20 protein-coding genes are annotated in these 25,616 nt (G+C 25.8%); 18 read left to right on the forward strand and 2 right to left on the reverse strand.

Annotated elements, in window-relative coordinates:
* Nucleotides 1–199 precede the first annotated feature (199 nt).
* The 4 genes from RYM86_RS11110 to RYM86_RS11125 all read left to right on the forward strand — a co-directional run bounded on the left by RYM86_RS11110 (nt 200) and on the right by RYM86_RS11125 (nt 7,798).
* A complete protein-coding gene (locus tag RYM86_RS11110) occupies nt 200–3,217 on the forward strand; it encodes a hypothetical protein (RefSeq protein WP_315080499.1) in 3,018 nt (1,005 codons plus the stop codon).
* Entirely contained in the window at nt 3,207–5,015 is a 1,809-nt protein-coding gene (locus tag RYM86_RS11115) for an SWIM zinc finger family protein (protein ID WP_315080500.1), read from the forward strand. The genes RYM86_RS11110 and RYM86_RS11115 overlap by 11 nt, the downstream gene beginning before the upstream one ends.
* A complete protein-coding gene (locus RYM86_RS11120; RefSeq protein ID WP_315080502.1) occupies nt 5,012–6,490 on the forward strand; it encodes a reverse transcriptase family protein in 1,479 nt (492 codons plus the stop codon). Before RYM86_RS11115 ends, RYM86_RS11120 begins: the two co-directional genes overlap by 4 nt.
* A 531-nt stretch (nt 6,491–7,021) precedes the next feature.
* Entirely contained in the window at nt 7,022–7,798 is a 777-nt protein-coding gene (locus RYM86_RS11125; RefSeq protein ID WP_315080503.1) for an endonuclease/exonuclease/phosphatase family protein, read from the forward strand.
* 50 nt (nt 7,799–7,848) lie between these two features.
* On the opposite strand, the gene RYM86_RS11130 is transcribed toward RYM86_RS11125, so the two are convergent.
* A complete protein-coding gene (locus tag RYM86_RS11130) occupies nt 7,849–8,721 on the reverse strand; it encodes a DMT family transporter (RefSeq protein ID WP_315080504.1) in 873 nt (290 codons plus the stop codon).
* Between the two features lie 206 nt (nt 8,722–8,927).
* Between RYM86_RS11130 and RYM86_RS11135 the strand changes: the two genes are divergently transcribed.
* From RYM86_RS11135 to RYM86_RS11165, 7 genes are all read left to right on the forward strand, one after another.
* Nucleotides 8,928–9,578 (forward strand): hypothetical protein, encoded by a 651-nt coding sequence (locus RYM86_RS11135; RefSeq protein WP_315080505.1) that lies wholly within the window; start codon nt 8,928–8,930, stop codon nt 9,576–9,578.
* Nucleotides 9,579–9,874: 296 nt separating this feature from the next.
* On the forward strand, nt 9,875–10,609 hold the full coding sequence (locus RYM86_RS11140) for a DUF434 domain-containing protein (protein ID WP_315080507.1): 735 nt from the start codon (nt 9,875–9,877) through the stop codon (nt 10,607–10,609).
* Between the two features lie 363 nt (nt 10,610–10,972).
* Complete coding sequence (locus tag RYM86_RS11145; protein ID WP_315080508.1) at nt 10,973–11,335, forward strand: phage holin family protein; 363 nt, start codon at nt 10,973–10,975, stop codon at nt 11,333–11,335.
* A gap of 383 nt (nt 11,336–11,718) precedes the next feature.
* On the forward strand, nt 11,719–12,357 hold the full coding sequence (locus RYM86_RS11150) for a hypothetical protein (RefSeq protein ID WP_315080509.1): 639 nt from the start codon (nt 11,719–11,721) through the stop codon (nt 12,355–12,357).
* Nucleotides 12,358–12,555: 198 nt separating this feature from the next.
* Nucleotides 12,556–12,936: a hypothetical protein gene (locus RYM86_RS11155; protein ID WP_315080511.1), complete on the forward strand. Its 381-nt coding sequence runs from the start codon at nt 12,556–12,558 to the stop codon at nt 12,934–12,936.
* Between the two features lie 296 nt (nt 12,937–13,232).
* Complete coding sequence (locus RYM86_RS11160) at nt 13,233–14,384, forward strand: deaminase domain-containing protein (RefSeq protein WP_399547659.1); 1,152 nt, start codon at nt 13,233–13,235, stop codon at nt 14,382–14,384.
* A 99-nt stretch (nt 14,385–14,483) separates the two neighbouring features.
* Nucleotides 14,484–14,948 (forward strand): hypothetical protein, encoded by a 465-nt coding sequence (locus RYM86_RS11165; protein WP_315080513.1) that lies wholly within the window; start codon nt 14,484–14,486, stop codon nt 14,946–14,948.
* A 61-nt stretch (nt 14,949–15,009) separates the two neighbouring features.
* On the opposite strand, the gene RYM86_RS11170 is transcribed toward RYM86_RS11165, so the two are convergent.
* Nucleotides 15,010–15,522 (reverse strand): spore coat protein, encoded by a 513-nt coding sequence (locus RYM86_RS11170; protein ID WP_315080515.1) that lies wholly within the window; start codon nt 15,520–15,522, stop codon nt 15,010–15,012.
* A 137-nt stretch (nt 15,523–15,659) separates the two neighbouring features.
* Between RYM86_RS11170 and RYM86_RS11175 the strand changes: the two genes are divergently transcribed.
* The 7 genes from RYM86_RS11175 to RYM86_RS11205 all read left to right on the forward strand — a co-directional run bounded on the left by RYM86_RS11175 (nt 15,660) and on the right by RYM86_RS11205 (nt 25,509).
* Entirely contained in the window at nt 15,660–16,394 is a 735-nt protein-coding gene (locus RYM86_RS11175; RefSeq protein ID WP_315080517.1) for a tetratricopeptide repeat protein, read from the forward strand.
* Nucleotides 16,395–16,574: 180 nt separating this feature from the next.
* On the forward strand, nt 16,575–18,233 hold the full coding sequence (gene hcp / locus RYM86_RS11180; RefSeq protein WP_315080518.1) for a hydroxylamine reductase: 1,659 nt from the start codon (nt 16,575–16,577) through the stop codon (nt 18,231–18,233).
* 294 nt (nt 18,234–18,527) lie between these two features.
* Nucleotides 18,528–19,181, forward strand: a complete 654-nt coding sequence (locus RYM86_RS11185; protein WP_315080519.1) for an HAD family hydrolase — start codon at nt 18,528–18,530, stop codon at nt 19,179–19,181.
* Between the two features lie 416 nt (nt 19,182–19,597).
* Nucleotides 19,598–21,511 (forward strand): endonuclease MutS2, encoded by a 1,914-nt coding sequence (locus tag RYM86_RS11190; RefSeq protein WP_315080520.1) that lies wholly within the window; start codon nt 19,598–19,600, stop codon nt 21,509–21,511.
* A 553-nt stretch (nt 21,512–22,064) separates the two neighbouring features.
* Nucleotides 22,065–23,399, forward strand: coding sequence for a magnesium transporter (gene mgtE, locus RYM86_RS11195; RefSeq protein WP_315080522.1), 1,335 nt, complete (start codon nt 22,065–22,067; stop codon nt 23,397–23,399).
* Nucleotides 23,400–23,441: 42 nt separating this feature from the next.
* Nucleotides 23,442–24,125: a response regulator transcription factor gene (locus RYM86_RS11200; RefSeq protein ID WP_315080524.1), complete on the forward strand. Its 684-nt coding sequence runs from the start codon at nt 23,442–23,444 to the stop codon at nt 24,123–24,125.
* Complete coding sequence (locus RYM86_RS11205; RefSeq protein WP_315080525.1) at nt 24,109–25,509, forward strand: HAMP domain-containing sensor histidine kinase; 1,401 nt, start codon at nt 24,109–24,111, stop codon at nt 25,507–25,509. The genes RYM86_RS11200 and RYM86_RS11205 overlap by 17 nt, the downstream gene beginning before the upstream one ends.
* The last annotated feature ends 107 nt before the right edge of the window (nt 25,510–25,616 follow it).

The raw sequence follows: 25,616 nt of genomic DNA on the forward strand, positions 1-25,616 counted from the left end.
AAATAACTTAAAATATATTCTCAAGTAAAATAACTTAATGCATTTATAAAAATTTAAATGTGTTGGGTTATTTTTTATTTGAAATTATTAATATTTAATATTAAACATAACTGTGATAAAATAGTTTGAAAAGAATTATATGGAATGAGCGTTTCGTATAAAATTTTTTAATATAAAAAGATTAAGGTGGTTTACTGTTATGTCAAAGTCTAAAGAAAATAACTTTTTAAAGACAGTTTTTTCTTTCTTAAAGTCAAAAGAAGATAAAGTTGATCAAACAGAATCAAATGATATTGTAGATGGCATAAATTATCCTATAAAAAACACTAAAACATTAAAAAGAGTATGGAAAAAGGATTATAATCCTTTAAGAAGTATAGTTTTGTGGGGATGGGATAACAACAAGAACCCAAGTTTTCTTATACTTTATGGAAAACATGAGTTTAAAAATACTCAAAGTGATGAAGAATCTGTGACTAGTATTCTTGAAGATGAAGTTAAATATACTAGTTATGCTATATTCAGGGGGATGAATGGACATCTACCATCTTTTGAATCAGTAAAAATTATAGAAGAAGATGGATATTATAATAGAAATAAAGATGAAGAATTTCCTAAAATGTATTATAAAACTAGAATCGATTATAGTTGGTATTGGAAAAGGGATGAAAACTACTTAGTTAAAGAGTTTCAAAATTTAGAAGAGAAAAATGAAATAGTATTACCATATTTTGAAGAAATATCATATGAAGAATGTGTGAAAAATGTACAAACCCAAAATATAAAATTTCATGATTTTAAATTAGTAAATCATCCTAATGAAGTTTTAAATTTGGATAAAGAATTTTATAAATATTATTCAGTTATTTATGATATGTTTAGCAATAAAAATATTTATATGAGGAAAAAGAGATTAACTCAATTAATAGATAGTAATCCAGAAAAAGAAATTTATGATTTACTTTTAAAAATTGGAAGTACTGAGATGATATCAGGTTTATTCTTGGAGTTTGCTAAAAGTAATAATTCATTATTAATAGAAGAAGCAAAAAATATTTTAAAATCAGATATAAATTGGGGTGGCGAAAATTATACAAAAGGCGTAAAGCGATGTTTAGCAATCTATGTAAATACAATGATTGAAGAATTAAGAGAAAAGAGAGAAAGCTTTATGCGTACACATTTATCAGAAATGGATTTACATCTTATTCATATCGATGGCAAAGATATTCCTTCTAATAAAGTACTTGAAGGAGCACATTATAGAAAGTATGCAGCTCAAGAGCTTTTAAAAGAATACTACGGAAGATATGATTATGAAAAACGTGAATGGATACAATATAGAAGTCCTAATCGTTATAAAGAGAGTATTTACACTGATGGAGTAATGTTAAATACAATTGAATTTAAAAATACAATTCAAGAAGTGGAAGCTTATGGATTAGCAGATGTTATTGGAAAAATAGCGTATTACTTAGATGCACCAAGGTTAACGTATTACTTTAAAGGTACTGGCAAAGGAAAAGAACTAAAATACTTTAAGAGATATGTAAGAAAGATTATTGATTCTTACTCAAAAAATGATGAAGAAAAATTTATAACAGCTATGAAATCTCTTCTAACAAGTTATACAAAACATGATTATGTATGTAAATTCAAGGGAAACTTTCAGTTTAATGATTTTATAAAATATTATTTATATAATGATTTTACAGAGAAGCCTCCAGTAGGCTGGGATAATTGGCAAGCTAGAAGTGAATGGATGCAAAATGATCAATTAATGAAGCTTCAAGGGCGATATGAATTTATGAAAGAAATATGGGACAACCATTTGGATGATGTATTATACATAGCTATAAATTCAAATATTAATCCAATATTTAAAGCATGTTATTATATTTTAAAAGATTCAGAAAGAACTAATGAACTTATAAATAATATGTCATATGAAGAGTTAAGTGATTTAACCTTAGTTTCTTATGAACCACTTGCAAATATGTTTATGAGTATTCTTACAGAAAAGTTAAATAAACTAGATAAATTTGATTCAAAATTAATGATAGATTTAATTAACAGTAAAAATGAAGCTGTTAATGAACTTGCTATTAGTTTTCTTGAAAGAACTAATGGGAAATTTAAATCTAGTGATATAGTGAATTTTATGTTTTTAAATGATCTTGATAATTGGATAAAGATATTTAAGGAAAGTATTTTATCACTAGATGAAAGAGAGTATTTAAACTTTGTAAAAGAAGTTATAGATAATTCTGATAGCTTTAAAGAAGCTAATGTTACTTTATCCAAAGACATTAGAGACTTGCTGTCACTTTCAGTCAATAAACTTAAAGACATATCTAATGATGAAAAGATGAATTTAATATCATATGTTATTTCATCAATTTTTGAAAAATCTAGTATGCCAGAGTGGATTGAGATATTTATAGAAGAAGCAATTTTTTCACTTTCATATGAAGAGTTAGAGAGCCTACTTAATGGAATTAACATAAAAGGTGAACAAAAAGCAATTTCAGAAAGAAATAGACAAATTATTTCTCTATTAGAATCAATAAAAAATAATGAGATACCTAAGGATTATCAACTAGTAAGTATACTAGAATCTGCTACAGCTCAAATGATTAAGATGTTGCTTGAAATTATTGAAAGGAATAGTGAAGCATTAAGTAAAAGATTTTCTACCTTATTAATTATGTTTGAATCTGATATAACTATACTTAATAAAAAAGCAGAAGAAATTTTTGATAATATGATTAATGAAGAACAAAAGAAATTACATGGAATAATAATTGATTCTCCAGTAAATAAAGTTTATCTATTTGGAATTAAAAAATTAAAAGCGATATATGGAGATTTGATTCCTAAAGAATTTATAATTCAAATGTTAGAGCATACTTCAAGTGAAGTAAAATCATATATTTCTAATAAAACAAATGAGATACTTGCAAACTTAGGTGATGGAGATGAGGAACTTTTTATGTATTATGTAAAAACACTGATATTTCTTCCTAATAGAATTTCTAAGAGCAAAGATAGCATATATGATTCTATACCTAAATTTGCAACTAAATATAAAAATAAATTAAATGAAATTAAAGATATGTTACTAGATATTGGAGGTTCAAATATTATAGTAGATTCAGAACGTGCACTTATGGCATTAGCTAAAATAAGAAAGGAGGCCATGTCTCTTGAAGGTTAATTATGAATATGCAAGCCCATCTATGTGTTTAAATAAAGGAAATGAAACAGTTCTAGGGCTTAGTCCAGATATTTCTAGAGATGAGAAAGTATCTTTTTTAGGTAAATTAAAGCACCCACTTATTTTTAGAGATGCAATGCTTATGCTTCGTGAAATTGTTATTTCTGATATGAGTCAAAAAAAGAAAGAAAGAGTTGAATTCTTTGAGTGGCTTGACAAAGAAATTGAGAGAAGAATATTAAAACATGATGAATATTTGCCAGAAATAAGAAATAGTCTTAACAAGGATATGAACACATTATTAAATTCCATTGAGGATAAAAATAAAGAAATATTTAATTTAATTGATATTAAGAACAATCTAAAAAAAGAAATTGATAAACAAGATATATGGAGAGATTATTATAAAATTGAAAAAGATTTTTGGAAATTTATAAAAGATAGAGATCTTGATCTTTGGTTTGTTTTAGATCCTGTAATAACAGTTCATCCTGATCAAGTATCTTTTGAAGCATTTTCTGTAGATGAGTCTACTTATGGGTGCCTATCAATTGATATGGAAGAGTTTGAATTGCTACAAAAACCATCTTTAGGGACAACTAATATAGATTTTTCAGCTAAGCTAGCTAAAGAAATTGAGAGATTTAGGACTTATAGTGAGGTGAATCTATCCGTTAATCCAGAAGGTTTTGGAGTAGAGAGTGGAGTAATGCCTGAACATATGGAAAAGAAAATAGATCTTCCAGAAACATGGATAAAGGGTTTTAATCAAGTCTCTTCAGCAGCTAGTTTAGATGGAGTAGATGTTGAGTTATCACCAATAGATATGTATGATATATGTTCATTTTTAAGAAGACATAAGGCGAAGGAAAGTCCAAGATATATGAAATGGATATTAGAACCTGGTAAGCCAATTAAAATTACTTTTGAACCTTTTGGGAAGACTCTTACTCTTAATTCAATTTATAATGGAGAAAAGAAAAGAGAAGAAAAAATATGGGGAAGAAGACGTTGGCTTGTGTTAGAAAAGATAATTCCTTTAGTTAAGTCTTTTAAAGTAAGACTTCTTGGATTTGGAATGCCACAATTTATTATAGGAGACATGGGAGCGATGAAGATGACTATAGGTTTTTCATCATGGTCTTCTAACGATTGGGTAAAAGGAACAGCATTTAATATATTAGGTGGATTTATTGGAGAAGGAAATTACCATAAAGTTTATGAATTATTAAAAGAAAAACGTTTTGTGTCAATAGATAAAATTTATGAAGATTTAACTGAAAGCTCAAAGAGTGAAAATAAAGCAGGAATAGGTATGGTTTTAAGGCGTGGAGAGGGTTATTATGATGCAATAAAAGACTCTGTAAGATTTAGAAGATTATGCAATGAAGAAATTCCAAAAGAATTATATGAAACAACACCTATGGAACTAAAGGTCCAAGAACATATAGATGAAGGCATGGATAATTTTAGAGTAACAGTAACAGAAGATAATGAGTTTATTTTTACACATTCACTAAAAACACCAAATCCTAAATATAAAAAGTGGAAATATTATAGGACAGATGATTTTAATAGAGAATTTGATTTTACAGAAACTTTAATAAAAATAGATGAAGAAGGCCAAATTTCAAAAGTCAAATGTGACTGTAGAGATTTTAACAAAGGACCTAGAAATATTTCAGCTCCGTGTTCACATATTTTAGCCTTATATTTAATTTCTACAAAATTTTTGAAGCTGAAATTAGAACAAAATAAAGAATATAAAATTAATGATATTATGGAGACGGTACTATGATGGAGAACCAAGAAAATAATAGAAAAGATTATAGAGAAGCTGTAAATGCAATTGGTAAAAAAGAATTTACTCTTATAAAGATGCAGGAATATGGATTTTGGCCACAGAATCTACCTACCCCTTATGAAAGACAAGAAAATGAAACAAGTGAACAGTATGAAAATAGAAAAAACCTATTAGAAAAATATGAAAAAGTAATTGATGAAATTGCTAATTTGTATGAAGAAAAAGATAAGATAAATTCAAAGCTAATAGAATTTCAAAAAAAATATGATGAAACATGGGATTATGAGAAAATAAGATTAGATGTATCTAAGACTATTATGGAGGAATCTATTGCAAGACGTGCTGAGAGAAAAAAACAAAGAGAACTTGAAAAAAGACAACGCTCAGAGGAATGGAAGAAAGAAAAAGAAAATAAAATTGTATTTATAGGAAAAGGATATTCTAGTTTACTTAAAGATAGAGAAATTGATAAAGAAAAGCTATTAGTACAAGATTTACCTATTATAAATGATGACAAAGAACTAGCTAGTTTTCTAGGAATAGAATATAAGAAGTTGAGGTTTTTAGTTTATCATAGAGATGTTGTATCTGTTGATCATTATTATAGATACACTATTCCTAAAAAAAGAGGAGGAGTTCGTAATATTGCAGCTCCAAAATCCGTATTAAAAAATTCACAAAGAAAAATTTTAGATGAAATTCTAATGAAAATTCCTACTAGTGATGAAGCTCATGGATTTTTAAAGGGAAAATCTGTAGTTTCATCAGCACAAAGTCATTTTAAACAGCCTGAATTGCTTATTAATATAGATCTTGAAGACTTCTTTCCAACAATTACATTTGAAAGAGTAAGAGGAATGTTTAAATCTTTTGGATATTCTGGATATATTGCATCTATGTTAGCAATGATTTGTACATATTGCGAACGTATGAAAATAGAGGTTAGAGGAGAAGAAAAATATATAAAGACATCAAATAGAATTCTTCCACAAGGTTCACCAGCAAGTCCAATGATTACAAATATAATTTGTATGAAATTAGACAAAAGATTAAAGGGTCTTTCTTCTAATTATAATTTTACTTACACAAGATATGCAGATGATATGAGCTTTAGCTTTAATGAAGATGGTGATGAATTAAATATTGGAAGATTTATAGGATTAGTTTCAAAGATTGTTAAAGAAGAGGGTTTTAACATAAATAAGGATAAAACAAAATTCTTAAGAAAAAATAATTGTCAATGTATAACTGGTATTGTAATAAACAACGAAGAAATTGGAGTTCCTAAAAAATGGATTAAAAGATTAAGAGCTGCTATTTATAATGCTAATAAAGCTAAAAACAGTGGAGAAGTATTATCAAATAAAGTTATAAATCAAATATCAGGAATGACATCTTGGATAAAGAGTGTTAATGAAAAAAGATACAAATCTATTATTGATTCTGCAATGGAGTTAATTAATAGGTAGTTAGATAGTTGTGTTAAAAAGGGTATATATAATTAGCTTATAATGTATTGGATTAATTATAGATTCATATAAAGGTAATATGAATAACTTGTTTAGAGTGAATTAGGTTAATAGAAGTAACATTTAAAATATATAGTAATAAATATAAAATATTGAATTTTAGTTAGATATATGATACAATTCTATTAATATAAAAATTGAATGAAACACATAGATTTCTTGGCCTTTATACTGTGGTGTTGCGCCATGGTGGAGATTTGTCATACACACATCATTAGGTTGCGCGCAATTCGCTACGCTACCAATACTGTGCACATTAAAAATCGATCCTTCGGTTATGTGACAGTATTGGTGCTACGCTGAAGTGTCACAACCGAATATAAGAATTGTTAGCAAGAAATCTATGTAGTTGTAAAGAGGCTATCTTTTGTTGTTACAATAAAGATGGTCTTTTTTGTTTTAAAGTGAAGATACTATATATTGAAGAATTATAAAATAAATTTTTTAACAAGTTGAAAAGAGGATGTTGCTATGAAAGTAATGACTTTTAATTTAAGATGTGATTTTTTCTTAGACTTTAATAATAGATGGGATGAAAGAAAAAATTTAGTCTTTGATATAGTAAACAAATATGATTGTGATGTTGTTGGGACTCAAGAAGCAACAGAGAAGATGTTTAATGATATATCAAATAACACTAATGCTTTTAATATTATAGGAAATCCGAGAAGTAAAAAATTATTTTCAGAGAGAAATGACATTTTAGTTTCTAAAAAGCATAAAATAGATAATTACAAGACATTTTGGTTACGTGATAATTATGATAAGATAGGCAGATCAAAGTGGTATTCTATGTTTCCTAGAATTTGTACAACAGCTGTAATTGAATTAGATAGTGGGAAAAAAATTAGAGTTTGTAATTCTCACCTAGACTTTCTTTTATCACAAGCAAGAGCATATGAACTTAAAAAACTTGCAGAGTTTATAAAGAAAGAACAAGAAAAAGAAGAACTTCCATTAATAATTATGGGAGATTTTAACTCTAATCCTAATAGTAAATTAATTAAGGATTTTACAAATGGAGATATCTTTAATAAAAGACTTGTAGCGGTTCAAGATATGAATAAGGAATTATATACTAAAGCTACTATGGGTCACTTTAAAAATAAAGAAAAAGGAGCACACATTGATTATATATTTGTATCAGAAGAATTTGAAATAATTGATGTAGAAATAGTAAAGTACAATGTTAATGGTAAATATCCATCAGATCATTATCCATTAATGGCTGAGATAAATATTAAATAAAAATAACAGTAGATAGTTTTGTAAAAATACAAATTTACCTACTGTTATTTTTATTCACTTTTTGTATCTTTAACTAGTACAATAGTTGCAGTTAATATTAATGCAGCTCCAATTACTAATTCAAAAGATAAATTTTCACCCAAAAGCAATACACCAAAAATTATGCTAACTATTGGTTCAAAAGTTCCTAAAATAGATGTTGATGAAGTTCCAATTAATTCAATAGCTTTAAGTAATAAAATTATAGATACTATGGTGGAAATTAATGATATTCCTATGTATGATCCTACTATTTTAGTATTAAAACTCAATACTATTGATTTTGTAAATAGACCATACGTAACCATGCCTAGAGTAGCTCCTATACACATATATAAAGTCGATATTTTATTATCTACTGATTTTATACAGTCAAGTCCTAATATAATTAAATTAATTGCATAAGCTACTCCAGAAAATAATGCTAAAAATATTCCTAGTGTACTTAATGATTTACTTTCAAAAGCAACAAGAGAATAAACGCCTATTCCTGAAAGCAATAATGATATTATTTTTCTTTTACTAATCTTCTCTTTAAGAAAGACAAAGCCAATAATACATACAATCGCTGGATATATAAAATGAAGAGTAGTAGCTAGTCCAGCACCTAAATAATTATAAGACATAAATAAAGTTTGTGTTGTAATAGTGTATGCAATAATCCCAATTGCTAATAAGATTAACATAGGTTTTCTTTTAATTTTAATTTTAACTTTTTTATATAAAAAATATATAAATAGAATTATTGATGATAATAAAAATCTAAATATTATGACTGTTGTTGGATTAGATCCATTTTTATAAGCTATTGAAGCAAATATAGGCATAAGTCCAAATGCTACAGATGATAAAATAGCATATAATAGTCCTCTATATGTATTCAAAAAAAGTCCCCCTCTTGATTTTGATAAAATTAATTGAAGATTGCTTTTTAAAGTAAATGTTAACACCATACTTTATAGATTATAATTAATTTTATTTTTATAAGCAACAACAATATTAACACTATTACTTTATATATTGAATTATGTAGTACTAAAAGGAGTTTTTACTTCATATTATATAATATAAAATCTGAGGAGGAAAATTTATGAATGATGCTTATGTCTTTAAAAATGAAAATAGATTTGAAGAGTATTGCGAGACAGTAAATATAGGAGACATAAATGTTAACTTTAAACCAACAGACTTTATAGAGAATTTTATAAAAAGTAATTATAGCATTAAGAAAATAAATCTTAATTATACAGTATTTATTGGGACATATATTTTAGAAAATGGAAAGAAAATAGACTACTACTACAAACCATATATAATATTAGAAAAAGATTCAGAAGAAAATTATGAAAATTCAGTGCAAAAAATATCAATGAGCGATATGAAGAAAGCATCTGAAGAAGCACAAATAAGAAAATATAACTTTATAGCTGATTATACTTATACTAGATCAAAAAACGATATAAGGCGTAGCGTTGTTGAATGTAAAGAAAATCCGTTGTTAGTTAAAATTATAGATAATGTTATTTGTAATTATGAAAGAAAATTTATGAGAGAGCTAAATATAATATTTATTGAATCATTTTTCAATAAAATAATTCAGGAGGGTGAAATAGAAGTTAAGAATATATATAACACTTATATAAAAATACACAATACATCATATTATAAAGAGGAATTTAGGAAAATGCCGTCATTTAAAATAAGTAAAATTGGAATGGAGTATTTTTATAGTAAATATTAGCTTTTAAAAGACTATTAGATTAAATCGAGTAGTCTTTTTCTGCTATTTCACTTGTTTTGGAAAATGAATGTAAAGAGATGTATAATATTTACGATAAATACATTATAAGTAGATTGAGCTATTAAGAATGATAATTTTAAGGAAATATTCAAACAAAAAACATTAATATAATGAGGTGAAAAAATTTAGATAGTCATATTAAAAAGTATAATTACATAGATTAAAAACTAATAATATATTTAATTAAGAAATAGAACATTTAATTAAAAGATATAAGAATAAGGGGATATTAATATATGAGTAAAGTTGTTAAAAGAGGATATGTAGATACTGATGAAAAAGAATTTAATGAAAAATCACTTTTAAAATTACATAAGGCTGGACAGGATTTATATTATCTTTTAAATCAAGGATATAATATAAAAAGCGCCTCTGTGTTTATAGGAAATCATTATTTATTATCTGAACGACAAAGATTAGCATTAGTAAGATCTGTTTCTTCAAAAAATAGAATTTTAATCAGAAAAGCTAAAGAAATTAAAGATAATTTAGATGGTAAAATTGTAAATATAGATGGATTTAATAGCATAATCACATTAGAAGTTGCTTTATCTAATTCATCTTTATTGAAATGCATGGATGAAACAATTAGAGATTTAGCAGGATTGAGAGGCACATATCGTATAATAGATAAAACTGAAACAGCAATTACGCTAATTGGAGAAATGTTAGAAAAAAATAAAGTGAGAAAAGTTATTTTTTATTTAGATGCACCAGTATCTAACTCCGGAAAACTAAAGGAGAAGATATTAGAATTATTGAGTAAATTTAATTTTGATTTGCAAGTTGAAAATATTAACAATGTTGATTCAATATTGGAAACTTTAGATAATGTCATAACAAGTGATGCAATTATTCTTGATAAATGCAAAAGTTGGATTAATTTAAATAAAAAAATTATGGATAATAACATCAATGACTATACATATATTGATTTTTCTTTATTGAATGATTGTAATAAAGAGATGTAAAATTATAAGTGTTACCCTATAGATATTAAAACATATCTATAGAGTATTTTTTTCTTATAATATTTTATATTGAGTTTCTTTTGAATCATTCATTAATTAATGGTTTAATTAAAAAATACATTTAATTTTTGCCAATAAGTTTTAATGCAGAACTCATTAATCTCAATTTAAGCATGCCATTAACTTTTACCTATCATAAATTCTCAATACTCTTTTATATCATAAATACTCTGTATAACTGAAATCTTAAGATTATACTTTAGACATTATATTGTTAAGATGGAATATTTTTATCTTAATATTATTTTTATTACATGGGCATAATATATGTGAAGCAAATTATGATTATAAGGAGGAATATTTATGGAACATAAAAGAAAAACTTCAAGTAGTAATAGTGCTTTGAATTGGTTAACAAGATTAGCATTAGTTGCAATAATTTTAGCAATAACATCATTTTTAACACCAGGATTTACTATCAATGGACTATGGTCATTTTTATTAGCTGCAGTTGTAATAACTGTATCAGACTATGTAGTAGAAATGTTTATGGGAGTTGATGCATCACCTATTGGAAAAGGTGTAAAGGGATTTATAATTGCTGCATTAATAATATATTTAGCACAATTTGTAGTTCCAAATATGAGAGTATCTATGGTTGGAGCATTATTAGCATCTGTAGTTATTGGAATTTTAGATGCAGTATTGCCTGGAAGGGTAATGTAAAAATAAATATTAATTTATAAAATTAATTAGGACTCTAGAAATAGAGTCCTTTTTATTATATTTATATATCAGTAATGTTTTATATATATAATTAAGTTTTAATGTGAAAACTAGGTTTAACCTATATAGAGCAAATGGTTTTAAATCAAGCAGAGCAATTTATATATAAATAATAAAAAATATTAATTTTATAAAATTGTTTTTATATGAGTAACAATTGTTACGTACAGTGTTATTTATAAATGATATATTGAATCTAAGAAATATGATATCTGTTGAAATAAAAAACAATATGCTATATAAAGTAAAGTTACATATTGAAAGTACTAAATGGGATATTATACTGAATATAATAAATTATTTAATATTGGAGGAAGAGATATATGAGTTTATTTTTAGGGAAAATTCATTTTTGGTTATTTAATAAAATTTTATGGTTTGAAGGATTAGAGGATGAAATAATTAAAATTGCTAAAGATGAGGGCTTAGATGTTTTACAATTAAAAAAAGAAATTGAAGGTAAGTATGGAACTAAAATACCTAATAAACCTCTTGAAGAAATCATAGATACAAGCAATATTCATGTTTGGTTGCAAGAAAAAATACATTCATCAGAAGGAAAAATAGCGGCTTGGACCACTATATTAATAGATAATAATGATGAAGTAAAAGAAAAGTTAGAACAAGTTTATATAAATCAAGGAGTTAAGGCAGCTCATGAAGTGAAAGAAGAGGAAATTATCTTAAATAGTGCAGAAGATATATTTAATAAAGTTAATGATTATATTTTAGACGGAATGCCATGCGATAGAGTAAATGAAATTATAAATAGTAATGAAAATTGCGTGGAATGGACTAGAAGAATTTGTGTACATAAGAATATATGGGATAACGAAAAAGGTGATGTAAATTATTTTTACTATTTAAGAGATTTATGGATTAAAGCTTTTGTAAATGAAGTAAATCCTGAATTTGAGCACGTAGAAGGGAATAATGGTATAAAATCTATAATAAGAAAATAACGATTTTTATAAAAAAATATACAGGCTATAAACAAGGGAATAAAGATGCTAATTAATTAATAAAAATTTAAATTTACAAAAATAAAATTTATATCTACAAATATATTATACATTATAAATTAATTATCTTAATATTAGATATTATTGCACCAATAATTCTTAAATGAATATTATAATATCTGAAGGGAGATGTTAAATATGAATTTTGAAAAAGAGTATTATAAAGATTTTGAAAAAGAGGATTGTTATAGAAATTTTGAAAGCTTTCGAAGCTTACAGGATAAATGCAAAGAGTACTTAAACTATCATATCATGATAACAATGACAGACGAAAGTATGCTTGACGGAATTATAGTAAAAGTGGATGTTGATGGAATTAGCGTACTGATTGGAGAAGATGTAATAGAAAAGGAAGATACAGAAAAATGCTCACAAGAAAGACAATTTCATGGTCATAGACGTCCAATGAGATTTAGACGTTTCAGACATCGATCATTTCCATTTTCAGCTTTAGCAGCAATATCTTTATTACAGTATCCATACATTATTCAACCACCATATCCATATTATCCTTATTAAGGATATAAAATATCAATCTAAGTTGATAAACAAATAATATCAACTTAGATTGATTATTTTTTTTATTTTTAGATATGAATTTCTAAATCTTTTAATTTTATAAAAGAATATAATATGTAAATTTATATTATACATTATTAATTTATAAAAATTGCATACTATAAAATAAAATGTATAATAGAAGTTAGCATGTTCTCTATAAACTTAGCAATAAGATGAGGATTATGGATTAAAAATGTTAATTTGGAGGAACTATTGTGCGGAGAAAAGAACCTTTTAATTCTTTAAGATGTAATATGAGAAGTATTGAAGAAGAAATACAAGAAAATACTTTATTAAAGAAGACAAAAAGAAATCGTATTAAAATAAATGATTTAACTGAATTTAAAGAAGCATTAAAAAGAGAAGGATATAAGATAAATGGTTTTAATGAGGAACGCTTTAAAAACGAATTTGCAAGTGTTTTTGCAGTAAATAAAATTATAATAGAAAAATTATATGAAAATCTTAATGATCCTGAAATTACATATAAAGTATATGATATTAAGGACTTAATTGATTATATAAAGAAAACTATGTTATTTGAAAATGAACATAATAAGTTATGCAGAAAAATAAGTAAAATGAAAAAGATAAATATACATAGAATTGAATATGAAAGAAATCCTAGTGTGCAGGATGATGTTGAACATATTGTAAAAGTAATAGAAGAATTAAAAGAAAATATATGCGGAATAATAAACGAAGAGGATAAAGAGAAATTAGAAAATTTAGAAAAAGAAATAAGTAAGAAGTATCTTTATGCCAAGGATATTGAGCTGCTAAAAAAAATGATCGTTATTAAAAATCAAAATGTTGAAGAAATATATAATGTTAAATCTAAAATAAAAACAATATCTATAGATGTTCCTAAAAATATAAATCATGGATATATTTCTGCAAAAAATGGGTCTGTAGAATACCATGATTATTTAAATAATAACATACCAAGAATTCAACGTCTAATAAATAATGTACATAAATATGTAAAAGTTGATGAAGAGGAAAAATCAATTTTTAAAATAAATCAAAGTGAGGCTTTGCAAGATTCAATAAATATAGCAGTAGCAACATACGACAATAAAGAGTTTAGAGCAATAAGTGGAAGCAATGATATAGATGGTTATTGCAAGGTAATTCCAGTAGAAAAGGCGATTTTTAGAAGCAGTAAGGTTAATAAGTTAGGCAATTTAGGTATAGGTTATAACAGAGTTAATGATAGTGAAAAGAAAATATTAGAAGATATACATAGAAAAATAGAGTCAAAGGTTCTGAAGAATGAAGGTAAGCTTATTTTATATACTAAATTTGAACCGTGTCCAAGTTGTTATTATGTAATAAATCAGTTTTGTGAGAAACATCCTAACATAAAAGTACAGGTTAAATATAGTGAAAAATATGGAGAATAGTTTTATACTTAATAAAGGGTGATTTTTAAATTTACTCTTTATTTTTTTGCAAAAATAATACATAATATAGTAAAAGTGTTATATATAGGAGGTGATGAGATGAGAGGAAAACATGCAATTGGAAATAGACCATTTGGTAACATACATTTAGATTATATTAAATATAAAGATAGTGATAAAGATATTAGGCGAATGTATGAAAGAGTAAAGAGTGATTATTTAAAAAATGAAAATTTGGACATAGATTTAGAGAAAGCATATTTAAATGAGAGATTTATATCTTATAGGAGTGACATAGGAAATTATTATTTAAATGCACTTATAATGGCTTTAGCTGCTTTTTTAGGAGGAATTTCTACACAGTACTCTAACAGACCGATTATGACATTAGCCATATTGCTTGCATTTATTTTTTCAGTAGTAAAGTCCTTTTCAAATATACATACAAAAATAATGATTAATAAAGAGAAATATGAACATAAGTATTATATTATATGTATTGAGGCTTTAAAAGAAATTGAACATGAACAAAATAGTATAATGGAAGTAGAAAAGATAAATTAAAAAATGGATTCAAATTACTTGAATCCATTTTTTTATGATTTTATTTATGCCTTGCTTTTAATTAATTGTACATTCCATGTTGACTCATATAGTTATATATTTGTTCACCATGTTCTTGTTCTTCTTTTTGAATATGATTTAATACTTGCCTCATATTTTTATCTTTAAATTCAAATATAGTTGTATTATAGGTAGAAGATACATATTTTTCAGTAGATAATGAATCTTGACATAACATTTTATCGCTATTAAGATCATTTTGAGTTAATTGAGAAGTAGTAGCACTATTCATATTTTGCATAGAATTTTGATTTTGACTAGTAGATTGATTTTGTTGGCTGCTTTGACTTTGATTAGCTTGTTGACCTTGACCAACACTTGGAACACTTCCACTTAACATTTGATTAATAGAGTTTAGATGTTGTTGCTCATTTTGAGCTAATGTTGCAAATAAGTTTTTTAATTCTACATCACAAGCTTTATCAGAATATTTATTGTATTTTTCCACACATAATTCTTCATGACTTTTTTCATCTTGCAATAATATTCGTTCTTTCATACTTAGATTTACCATAAGAACACCTCCAAGTATAGTTTTACTAAAAAGTAAAACATTATTCATTTTCTTTTATTTATAATATATTTACTAAAAATTTCACTTTTATGTTAAAATGTAATTAAAAATTAAATACCAAAGTAGGTGTAGATGAAATGAAAGAAAACTTAAAGGATAAAATAGATAATTTTTTAAAAGAAAACAATATAAATATAACAGGCGGAACTATAAAAACAGAAGCGGAGCTTTCATTAGTTCTAAATAATATTGCTATGAGTGATTTGAAAAAAGGAAAGTTTCAAAAATCATTATATTTTGTAACTAAAGCATTAGAATTTGATTCTAAAAATTACTATGCTTTATTTATAAAAGGTCTTATTTATAGATACTCAAAAAACTTTAATAAAGCTATTAAAACTTTTGAAGAGTATTACGACCTTAGCAAAGATTCATTAAGCCTTATTCATATAGGATTTTGTTATGCAGAATTAAATGATAGTGACAAGGCGTTAGAGTTCTTTAGAAAAGGAGAACAAGAATTCACAGAGGATGAAAAGAATAAATACAGTTCATTAATGTATACTGTTTATGAATGTATAGGAAACATATACATGAATAGAGAAAATATTTTAGAGTTTAACGAAAACGATAAATTTAGCTTAAACTATAAATTAGCTATTAAGTATTATAAGATGTCACTTAGCATAAATAAAAATAATCATCTATTACTTAATAAATTAGCAGCTTGTTATCATCATTTTGATGATGAGAAAAAAGCTTTATATTGTTATGAAGAAGCAGCTAAAGTTGCACCAGAAATACAAGAATATAAAGGTGCAATAGAAGAGATGAAAGAACAAGGTATAATAGCTGATGTAATAGAGTTCTAAGTAATTTTAGTGTTAGGAGCTATATTTTTATAAAGAAAATTTAAGATATAAAGATTATAAAATCTTCAATGATGCTTATTTAAGTATTGTTGAAGATTTTTTTATAAATAGAAATAGTGCATATTAATTCATATTAAGTGAAACAATTAAGATATATTAATTTTAATAGGAGTGATATTTATGGAAGAAAATCCAATGTTTTGCTATCAATGTGAACAAACAGCAGGGGGAAGGGGTTGTACTAAATTAGGTGTATGTGGTAAAACGCCTGAAGTGGCTAATCTTCAAGACTTACTTATATATCAATGTAAAGGAATAAGTATTTATGCTAATGAGCTTATAGAAAAAGGTGAAACCATAGATAAGAGTATTGTTAGTTTTGTAGAAAATTCATTGTTTACAACTCTTACTAATGTTAACTTTGATGCAGAAGTCCATGTTGAAATGCTTAGAGAATCTCAAAAAATTAAAGAAAATTTGAGAGAAAAAGCTGAAGATAACAAAGAATATCCAGAACAAGCAACTTATAATTTAAGTGATACTAAAGAAGAAATGCTGAAAGATTCTAAGAAAGCTGGAATTATGTTTGATCAAACTATAGATGCAGATGTAAGATCACTTAGACAAACAATTATTTATGGATTAAAAGGTATAAGTGCTTATGGTCATCAAGCTAGATTTTTAGGATATTATGATGATCAAGTGGATAATTTTTATTTTAGAGGACTAGAGTGTACAACAAATGATAATTTAAGTGTTGAAGAACTAATTAGAATGACTATGAGAACTGGTGATATGAGTGTAGCAGTTATGAAGAAATTAGATGAAGCTAATACTGAAACTTATAAAAATCCAACTCCACATAAGGTTAATGTACATATTAAGAAAGGCCCATTTATCATTGTTTCTGGTCACGATTTAAGAGATTTGGAGATGCTACTTAAACAAACAGAGGGAAAAGGAATTAATATATATACTCATGGGGAAATGATACCTAGTCATGGATATCCAGGACTTAAGAAATATAAACATCTTGTTGGTAATTATGGTGGAGCTTGGCAAGATCAACAAAAGGAATTCGATGGCATTCCAGGATGTATTCTTATGACTACAAATTGTCTTATGAGACCTAGGGAAACATATAAGGATAGAATATTTACTACAAGTGTAGTTGGATGGGATGGAGTAAAGTATATAAAGGCAGAGAAGGATGGCTACAAAGATTTTACAGAGATAATAGAAAAGGCATTAGAACTTGGAGGATTTAAAGAGTCAGAAGAACCACATGAAATATTAGTAGGTTTTGGTCATCATGCAGCTTTAAGTAATGCAGAAACAATAGTAAATGCAGTTAAGGAGGGGAAAGTTAGACACTTCTTCTTAATTGGAGGATGTGATGGGGCAAGACCAGGAAGAAATTATTATACGGAATTTGCAGAGAAGGTTCCAAAAGATTGTATAATTCTTACTCTTGCATGTGGAAAATATAGATTTAATAAGCTGGATTTTGGAGAAGTCGCAGGACTTCCAAGATTATTGGATGTTGGTCAATGTAACGATGCATATTCAGCAGTTAGAATTGCAACAGCACTTGCAGATGCTTTTGATACAGAGGTAAATGGATTACCACTTTCAATAATTTTATCTTGGTATGAACAAAAAGCAGTTGCTGACCTTTTAGCATTACTTTCATTAGGTATAAAAGGAATATTTGTTGGTCCAACATTGCCAGCGTTCTTTAGTCCTAATGTAATTCAATATTTAGTTGATACATTCAATTTACAATTAATAAGTGAACCAGATGATGATTTAAAGACTTGTTTGCAACAAGGAATATAATTGCAAGGTATTTAATTATGAAAGTATAGTATGAGTTTTTAAGAATGTATAATAATGAAAAATAAGGATTGCTTTAATAAATCAATTATTAAAAACAGTCCTTATTTTTATGTGAATGATTATAATATTTTACTTAAAATACAATAAAGTCTAAATCATAAGATAAGAAGTGAAAATTAGCAATTAAGAGTGCTTGAGGCAGATAAATAAGAGTGATTTTGAAATACAAATAGGTATAAATTTCCAATTGTGTTATAATTGATGAAATAAATATAATAAAGGGTGTGTTAAGTTGTGAGAGCATTTATATTTGATATGGACGGTGTAATAATAGATAGTGAACCAATACATCGTCAGGTGCATGGAGAAATTATGAATACCTTAGGGATAAATATATCTAAAGGGGAATTAGCATTATATGCAGGAGCTACAAATGAATATATTTTTACAAAATTAAAAGAAAGATATGGCATAAAAAAATCTGTTAGTGAGCTTATGGAGTATAAATCTAAACTTATTATTAAAAAAGTAAAAGAAGAGTCACTAGACCCTATAAGTGGAATTAGAGAATTATTAAATGCTTTAAGAAAAAATAATATAAAAGCAGCAATAGGATCATCTTCTCCTAGAAGTTTAATAGAGGCTGTTATAGATAAGTTTAAGTTACAAGATTGCTTTGATTGTATAGTAAGTGGTGAAGAAGTTGAAAGAAGTAAACCATATCCTGATGTTTACATAGAAGTAAGCAAAAAGTTAGGTGTAAGTCCAGAAAATTGTATAGTAGTTGAAGATTCTCATAATGGGGTACAAGCTGCTAAAAGTGCTGAAATGAACTGTATAGGCTTTGATAATATAAATTCAGGCAATCAAGATTTATCGAAAGCAGATGTTAGGGTAGATACTATAAGAAAAATAGATATATTTAATCTATATAAATACTTTGGGTAAAGTAATATTAAAAGGTTATTATTAAAAAATATTATTGACAAACTATAAGTTTTAAAATACTATAAAAATATATAGATTTCAGAAAAAGGAAGGTATTTTTGTGAGTGTCGTAAGTATTTAATTATAACTAATTTAATATTCATCAAAAAATGGGGTATAAAACCTTTGTTTGCTGATGGAAAAATTAATTATTATAGATATACTACGAGTCACGAAATAACTTTATTAATAAAGATATAAATAATTATATCTTTATTAATGTTGATTTTTAGCCGTGGAAATATCCACGGCTTTATTTATTTTGTAATTATATTTATAGGTTTAAAAACAATAAATATTACTAAAACAAGATAATTTAAATCTTGAAATCTATATAGATTTTCGTGGCTTGAATTTTAAGAAGAGGAACGAAAAGAATGAATAATATAACACTAGAAAAATTAAATTATGAAAATTTAAAAGAAATTGTAAAATCATATTGTGTAAGTAATTTAGGAAAAAGCTTAATAGATAAACTTATGCCAGGTAAGAATTTAAAGCAAGTAAACAGAATGTTAAATGAAACTTCAGAAGGAAGAAGACTTATAGACGCATCTTATCATATGCCTCTTGAAGGAATATTTGATATAAATCCATTATTAAATAAAATGGAAAAAGGGGCAGTGCTTGAACCTTCAGAATTAATAACTATTGGTGATTTTTTAAGAGGATGTAGAAAAGTAAAATTATTTATTAAAGACAAAGAAGGATATGCTCCTACGTTAAGTAGCTATGGTGAAAATATAACTGAACTTAAATATATAGAAGAGGAAATTTCAATATCAATTAAAGGTACTGCAATTGATTCTAATGCAACAAAAGAATTAAAAAAAATAAGAAAACATATTAACTTATGTGAAGGAAAGATAAATGAAAAGCTTGAAAAATTTATAAAAAGTCCATCTAATCGAGAATATTTGCAAGAAGCTTTTGTAAGTCAAAGAAATGGAAGATACACTGTTCCAATAAAAGCTTCATATAAAAATCAAGTTAATGGTAGTATTGTTGAAGTATCATCAAAAGGAAATACGGTGTTTATGGAGCCAAATCTAATATCTAAATATACAGTAGAATTAGCTTCTTTAAGAGGTGAAGAAAGTATTGAAGAATATAAGATACTAGCAACTTTAACAGAAATGATTTTTTCAAGAATTAGAGAATTAAAAGTTAATGTTGAAGTTATATCTGAATATGACATGATATTAGCTAAAGCAAAATATAGTAAGGATATTAAAGGGGTTAAACCTAAATTAAATAATCACGGTTTCATTAATATAATAGATGGAAGATACCCATTAATAAAAAATTCAATACCTTTAAATTTGAAAATAGGAGAAGAATATAGAAGTTTAATAATTACAGGGCCTAATGCTGGAGGAAAAACAGTAGTATTAAAAACAGTTGGAATTCTTACAATGGCAATTCAAAGTGGATTTCATATAAGTTCAAATGAAAACTCTGAAATGGCTGTGTTTGATAATATATTTGTTGATATTGGTGATGATCAAAGCATTGAAAATTCATTAAGTACATTTTCATCACATGTTGGTAATTTATCAAGAATTTTAAGAGAAAGCACTAAAAATACATTGCTTTTATTTGATGAAATAGGAAGTGGAACAGAACCTAATGAAGGTGCAGCATTAGCTATTGCAATATTAGAAGAGTTTTATAAAAAAGGATGTATAACAGTAGCATCCACTCATTATGGTGAAATTAAAAATTTTTCTTACAATCATCCACATTTTGAAAATGCTGCAATGGAATTTAAAAAAGATACTTTAGAACCAGTGTATAGGCTTAATATAGGAAAAAGTGGAGAAAGTAATGCCTTATATATTGCTAAAAAAATGGGCATTGATGATGATATACTTGATAGAAGCAAAAGGTATTTTAAGAGTAAAGAATATAATTATGAGATTATAGATTCAAGAAAATTATTAAAAAATAAAACTGAAAATGAAAACTTGGAATATGAAAATATAATTAATGAGTATGACTATAAAATAGGTGATAAAGTTTTATTATTAGATAAAAAGGTTAGTGCAGTAGTTTATAAAAGAAAAGATAGATTTAATAATGTAGTTGTATTTTTAAATAATGAATTTGTAGAAGTAAATTTTAAAAGATTAAAGTTAGAATTTACAGCAGAAGAATTGTATCCAAAAGACTATGATTTGAATCAATTGTTTGTAAGCTTTAAAGAAAGAAAATTAGACAAAGATTTAAAAAGAGGCTCAAAGAAAGCAATTAAAAAATTTAGAAAAGAAATTAACACAGTAAATGTATAACTAAATAGTATAATAGTATAAGTATCTATCTATAAAATGAACTTAATTTAAGGTCACTTTATAGGTAGTTATTTTTATTCTTTAGAAATTTATATTCTTGAAAGTTTCTGGATAACTCAAATATAAATTTAGTTAAAGGTTAAGAAATGAACCCTAAAGAATAAAAAAATAATCATATGCCGCACTATTATTCCTGTACTGCGTTTGGAAAAGGTGCATGGCTAAAAAAATAGACACTCCAAAGTCCCTTAGCGATTTTTTTATATCTCCATATTTTCTACACAAGTATCTTATATAATAAATTTGAAATAATAGATAAGGAAGCGATTTTATATGGACGGTGATCCTATACAGCAGTTATTAATTACAAAAGTAAATTTTTATAAAAGAGTTCATATATATCACAGACTTAGAATATAATATGTAAATTTTAAGTAATGTTGTTATGTTAAGTAATACTTGTGATTTAGTATGTATATTTAAATTTATTATATACACTGAATTATAAGATTATGTTAAATGATATGAACTCTATATATAAGGAGGAAATATCATGAATAAAGAAATGAAAGCATTGATTAATGAAAATAAATTACAAGAACTAAGAAGCCACTTTAAAGATATGAATTCAGTAGATATAGCTAAAATAATGTCAGAACTAAAAGATAGTAAGTTAGTTATAGTTTTTAGAATTCTACCTAAAGACAAATCAGTAGAAGTATTTTCATATCTTGATAAAGAAATACAAAGAAAACTAATTCAATCTATAAAAGATAATGAAATAAAAGATATAGTAGAAAAATTGTTTTTAGATGACACAGTAGATTTCATAGAAGAATTACCAGCATCTATAGTAAAAAGAGTTTTAAAAAATACATCTGCAGAAAAGAGAGAACTTATAAATCAATTTTTAAGATATGATGAATCCTCAGCAGGTGCAATAATGACAATTGAATTTTTGGATTTAAAAGCTGATATGACTGTTAAAGAAGCCATAAACAATGTAAGATATAAAAGCAACAGTAAAGAGGTTGTAGAAACTTGTTTTGTAATTGATAATGATAGAAGATTACAAGGAACTTTATTTTTGAAAGATCTAATTTTAAATTCTGAAGACACAAAAATCAAAGATATAATGGATAAAAATATAGTTTATACTAAAACTATAGAAGATCAAGAAAAAGTGGCATTAATGTTTAAAGAATATGATTTAACTTGTATGCCTGTAGTTGATAAAGAAGATAGACTAGTTGGAATAATTACAGTTGATGATATTATTGATATTATTGAGCAAGAGAACACAGAAGATTTTCAAAAGATGGCAGCTATGGAACCTAATGAAGAACCATATTTAAAAACTCCTGCTATAAAGCTTGCAAAGCATAGAATTGTTTGGCTTTTAGTTTTAATGATTTCTGCAACATTAACTGGATCTATAATAAAAAACTTTGAAGATGTACTTCAATCAGTTGTAATACTTGCAGCCTTTATTCCTATGCTTATGGATACTGGTGGAAATGCAGGCTCACAATCATCTACTTTAATAATTAGAGGGTTAGCGTTAGGTGATATAAGTATTAAAGATTATGGAAAAGTAATACTTAAAGAGTTTGAAGTAAGTATTATAGTTGCATTTGCACTTTCAAGTGTAAATTTTGCAAGAATATATTTTTTAGAAAAGACTAGTTTAATGATTTCATTAACTGTCTGTGGAAGTTTGTTCTTTACAGTAATAATTGCTAAAGTTATCGGTGGAGTATTACCTATAATAGCAAAGAAGTTAAAGCTTGATCCCGCAATAATGGCAAGTCCATTAATAACAACTGTTGTAGATACATGTGCTCTTATGATTTATTTTACCTTAGCAAAATTATTTTTAGGAATATAGAGTTTTCTATGTTTTTAAATAAGTTTAGAGGAGAATTATACTATGATTAATATATTGCTTGTAGATGATGAAAAAAAGATATGTGAATTTGTAAAAGCATATTTAGATAAAGAAGGCTTTGTAACTGATGAAGCTAATGACGGATGCACTGCAATAAAATACTTTGATTTAAATAAATATGATCTTGTAATTTTAGATAGAATGTTACCTGATATAAGTGGAGAAGAAGTGTGCAATCATATTAGAAATAAATCTGATGTACCCATAATAATGTTAACTGCTAAAATAGATGAAGAAGACAGATTAGGTGGATTTAAACTAGGATGTGATGATTATTTATGCAAGCCTTTTAATGTTAAAGAACTTGTATTTAGGGTAAAATCTATTTTAAAGAGAAGTGGAAAAATAGATATTAAAGATATTATAAAATTTAAACAAGGAATAGAAATAAATACATCGTCACATGAGGTTACTGTAAGAGGGAAAAAGATAATATTAACCAATACAGAATACAAAATATTATTACTAATGGCATCAAATCCTCAAAAAATATATAGTAGAGAAGAACTTTTGGAAAATGTAATAGAAGGATATTGTGAAAAAATGGATAGAGTAATTGACAGTCATATAAAAAATCTAAGGCAAAAAATTGAATTTGATTCAAAAAATTGCAAGATAATTAAAACTATTTATGGGGTTGGATATAGATTTGAATTACAAGATTAAAAGTATATCACTAAGAAATATAATTTTAATATCATTTACTATAATTATGACTTTAACCATTTTTACAATATCAATGTTCGTTAAAAAAACATTTCAAACAGAGTTTGGCAAATATGTTGATGATAGCAATAAAACAGAAGTTGAACATTTAGTTTTTGACTTGGAAAATATATATAAAGATAGTAATTGGGATGTAGAATTAATTAAACAGCTAGGAGAAGATGCTATAAAGAAAGGAATTGCATTAGAAATATACAGTTATGATGATACTTCAGTGTGGAGTGTTTTTAAGGATGAACAAGTATTATCTAATGAAACATTAAAGAGCATTAGAGAAAATATGATGAGCATAGAGGAAAATTGGAATAGTAATTTAAAGGATTATAAGATAAATGTATATGATGAAAATAAAAACATAGTAGGATATGAAAAAATAATTCACTATGAATCAGTTTATTATATGGAAAATGACATGGAGTTTTTAAGTATAATTAACAAGTTTATGAGTATAACAAGTGTAATTTCAATTGGTAGCATAATATTAATATCAATATTAATATCAAAAATATTATCTAATTCTATGGAGAAAGTATCTAAAATGGCAAAGGTAATAGGAACTGGAAAATATAAAAGCAGTTTAGATTATAAAAGTAATATAAAAGAAGTAGATGATCTTATATTTGCTATAAATAATTTGTCAGTTAAATTAAATAATCAAGAGATTTTAAGAAAAAGATTAACTACGGATATAGCACATGAGTTAAGAACACCTATTACAAGTATTCAAGGGCACTTAGATACATTAATAGATGGTATTTGGGAGCCGACACAAGATAGACTTATAAGTATTCGTGAAGAAGTGACTAGATTGGGAAACTTAGTAGGAGAATTGAGAAAGCTTTCAAAATTTGATAGTGAAAAAGTTATATTAAATAAAGTAGAAGTAAATTTAAAAGAACTTATACAAAGTATAATATATAATTATGAAAGCAAAGCTTTAAAAAAACAAATTACGATTAAGAGTGACCTTAAAGATATAATTATAGAAGTAGATAAAAATCAATTTTCACAAGTTGTAATAAATCTTTTATCTAATGCAATTAAGTATACTGATATAGGCGGAGAAGTATATATAAGTATATATGAAGATTCAGAGAGTGTAAATATATCTTTTGAGGATACAGGGCGTGGAATTCCAAAGGATGATATAAATAATATATTTGAAAGATTTTATAGAGTAGATAAATCTAGAAATAAACAGACTGGTGGAATTGGTGTTGGACTCACTATAGCGCAAGGTATAATAAATGCTCATGAGGGAGAAATTTTAGTGAAAAGTGAATTAAATAAAGGTTCGGAATTTATAATTAAACTTTTTAAATAGTTATATATTAAACAGTTATTTACTAAAAAAGTATTCAATAGTTTATTGAATATTTTTTTATTGTGTGCCCAGCATGGGCACGTACTAATCGGTGAAAGTCCGTAATG

Source organism: uncultured Clostridium sp., assembly GCF_963527835.1.
In the GTDB taxonomy this organism is placed as follows: domain Bacteria; phylum Bacillota; class Clostridia; order Clostridiales; family Clostridiaceae; genus Clostridium.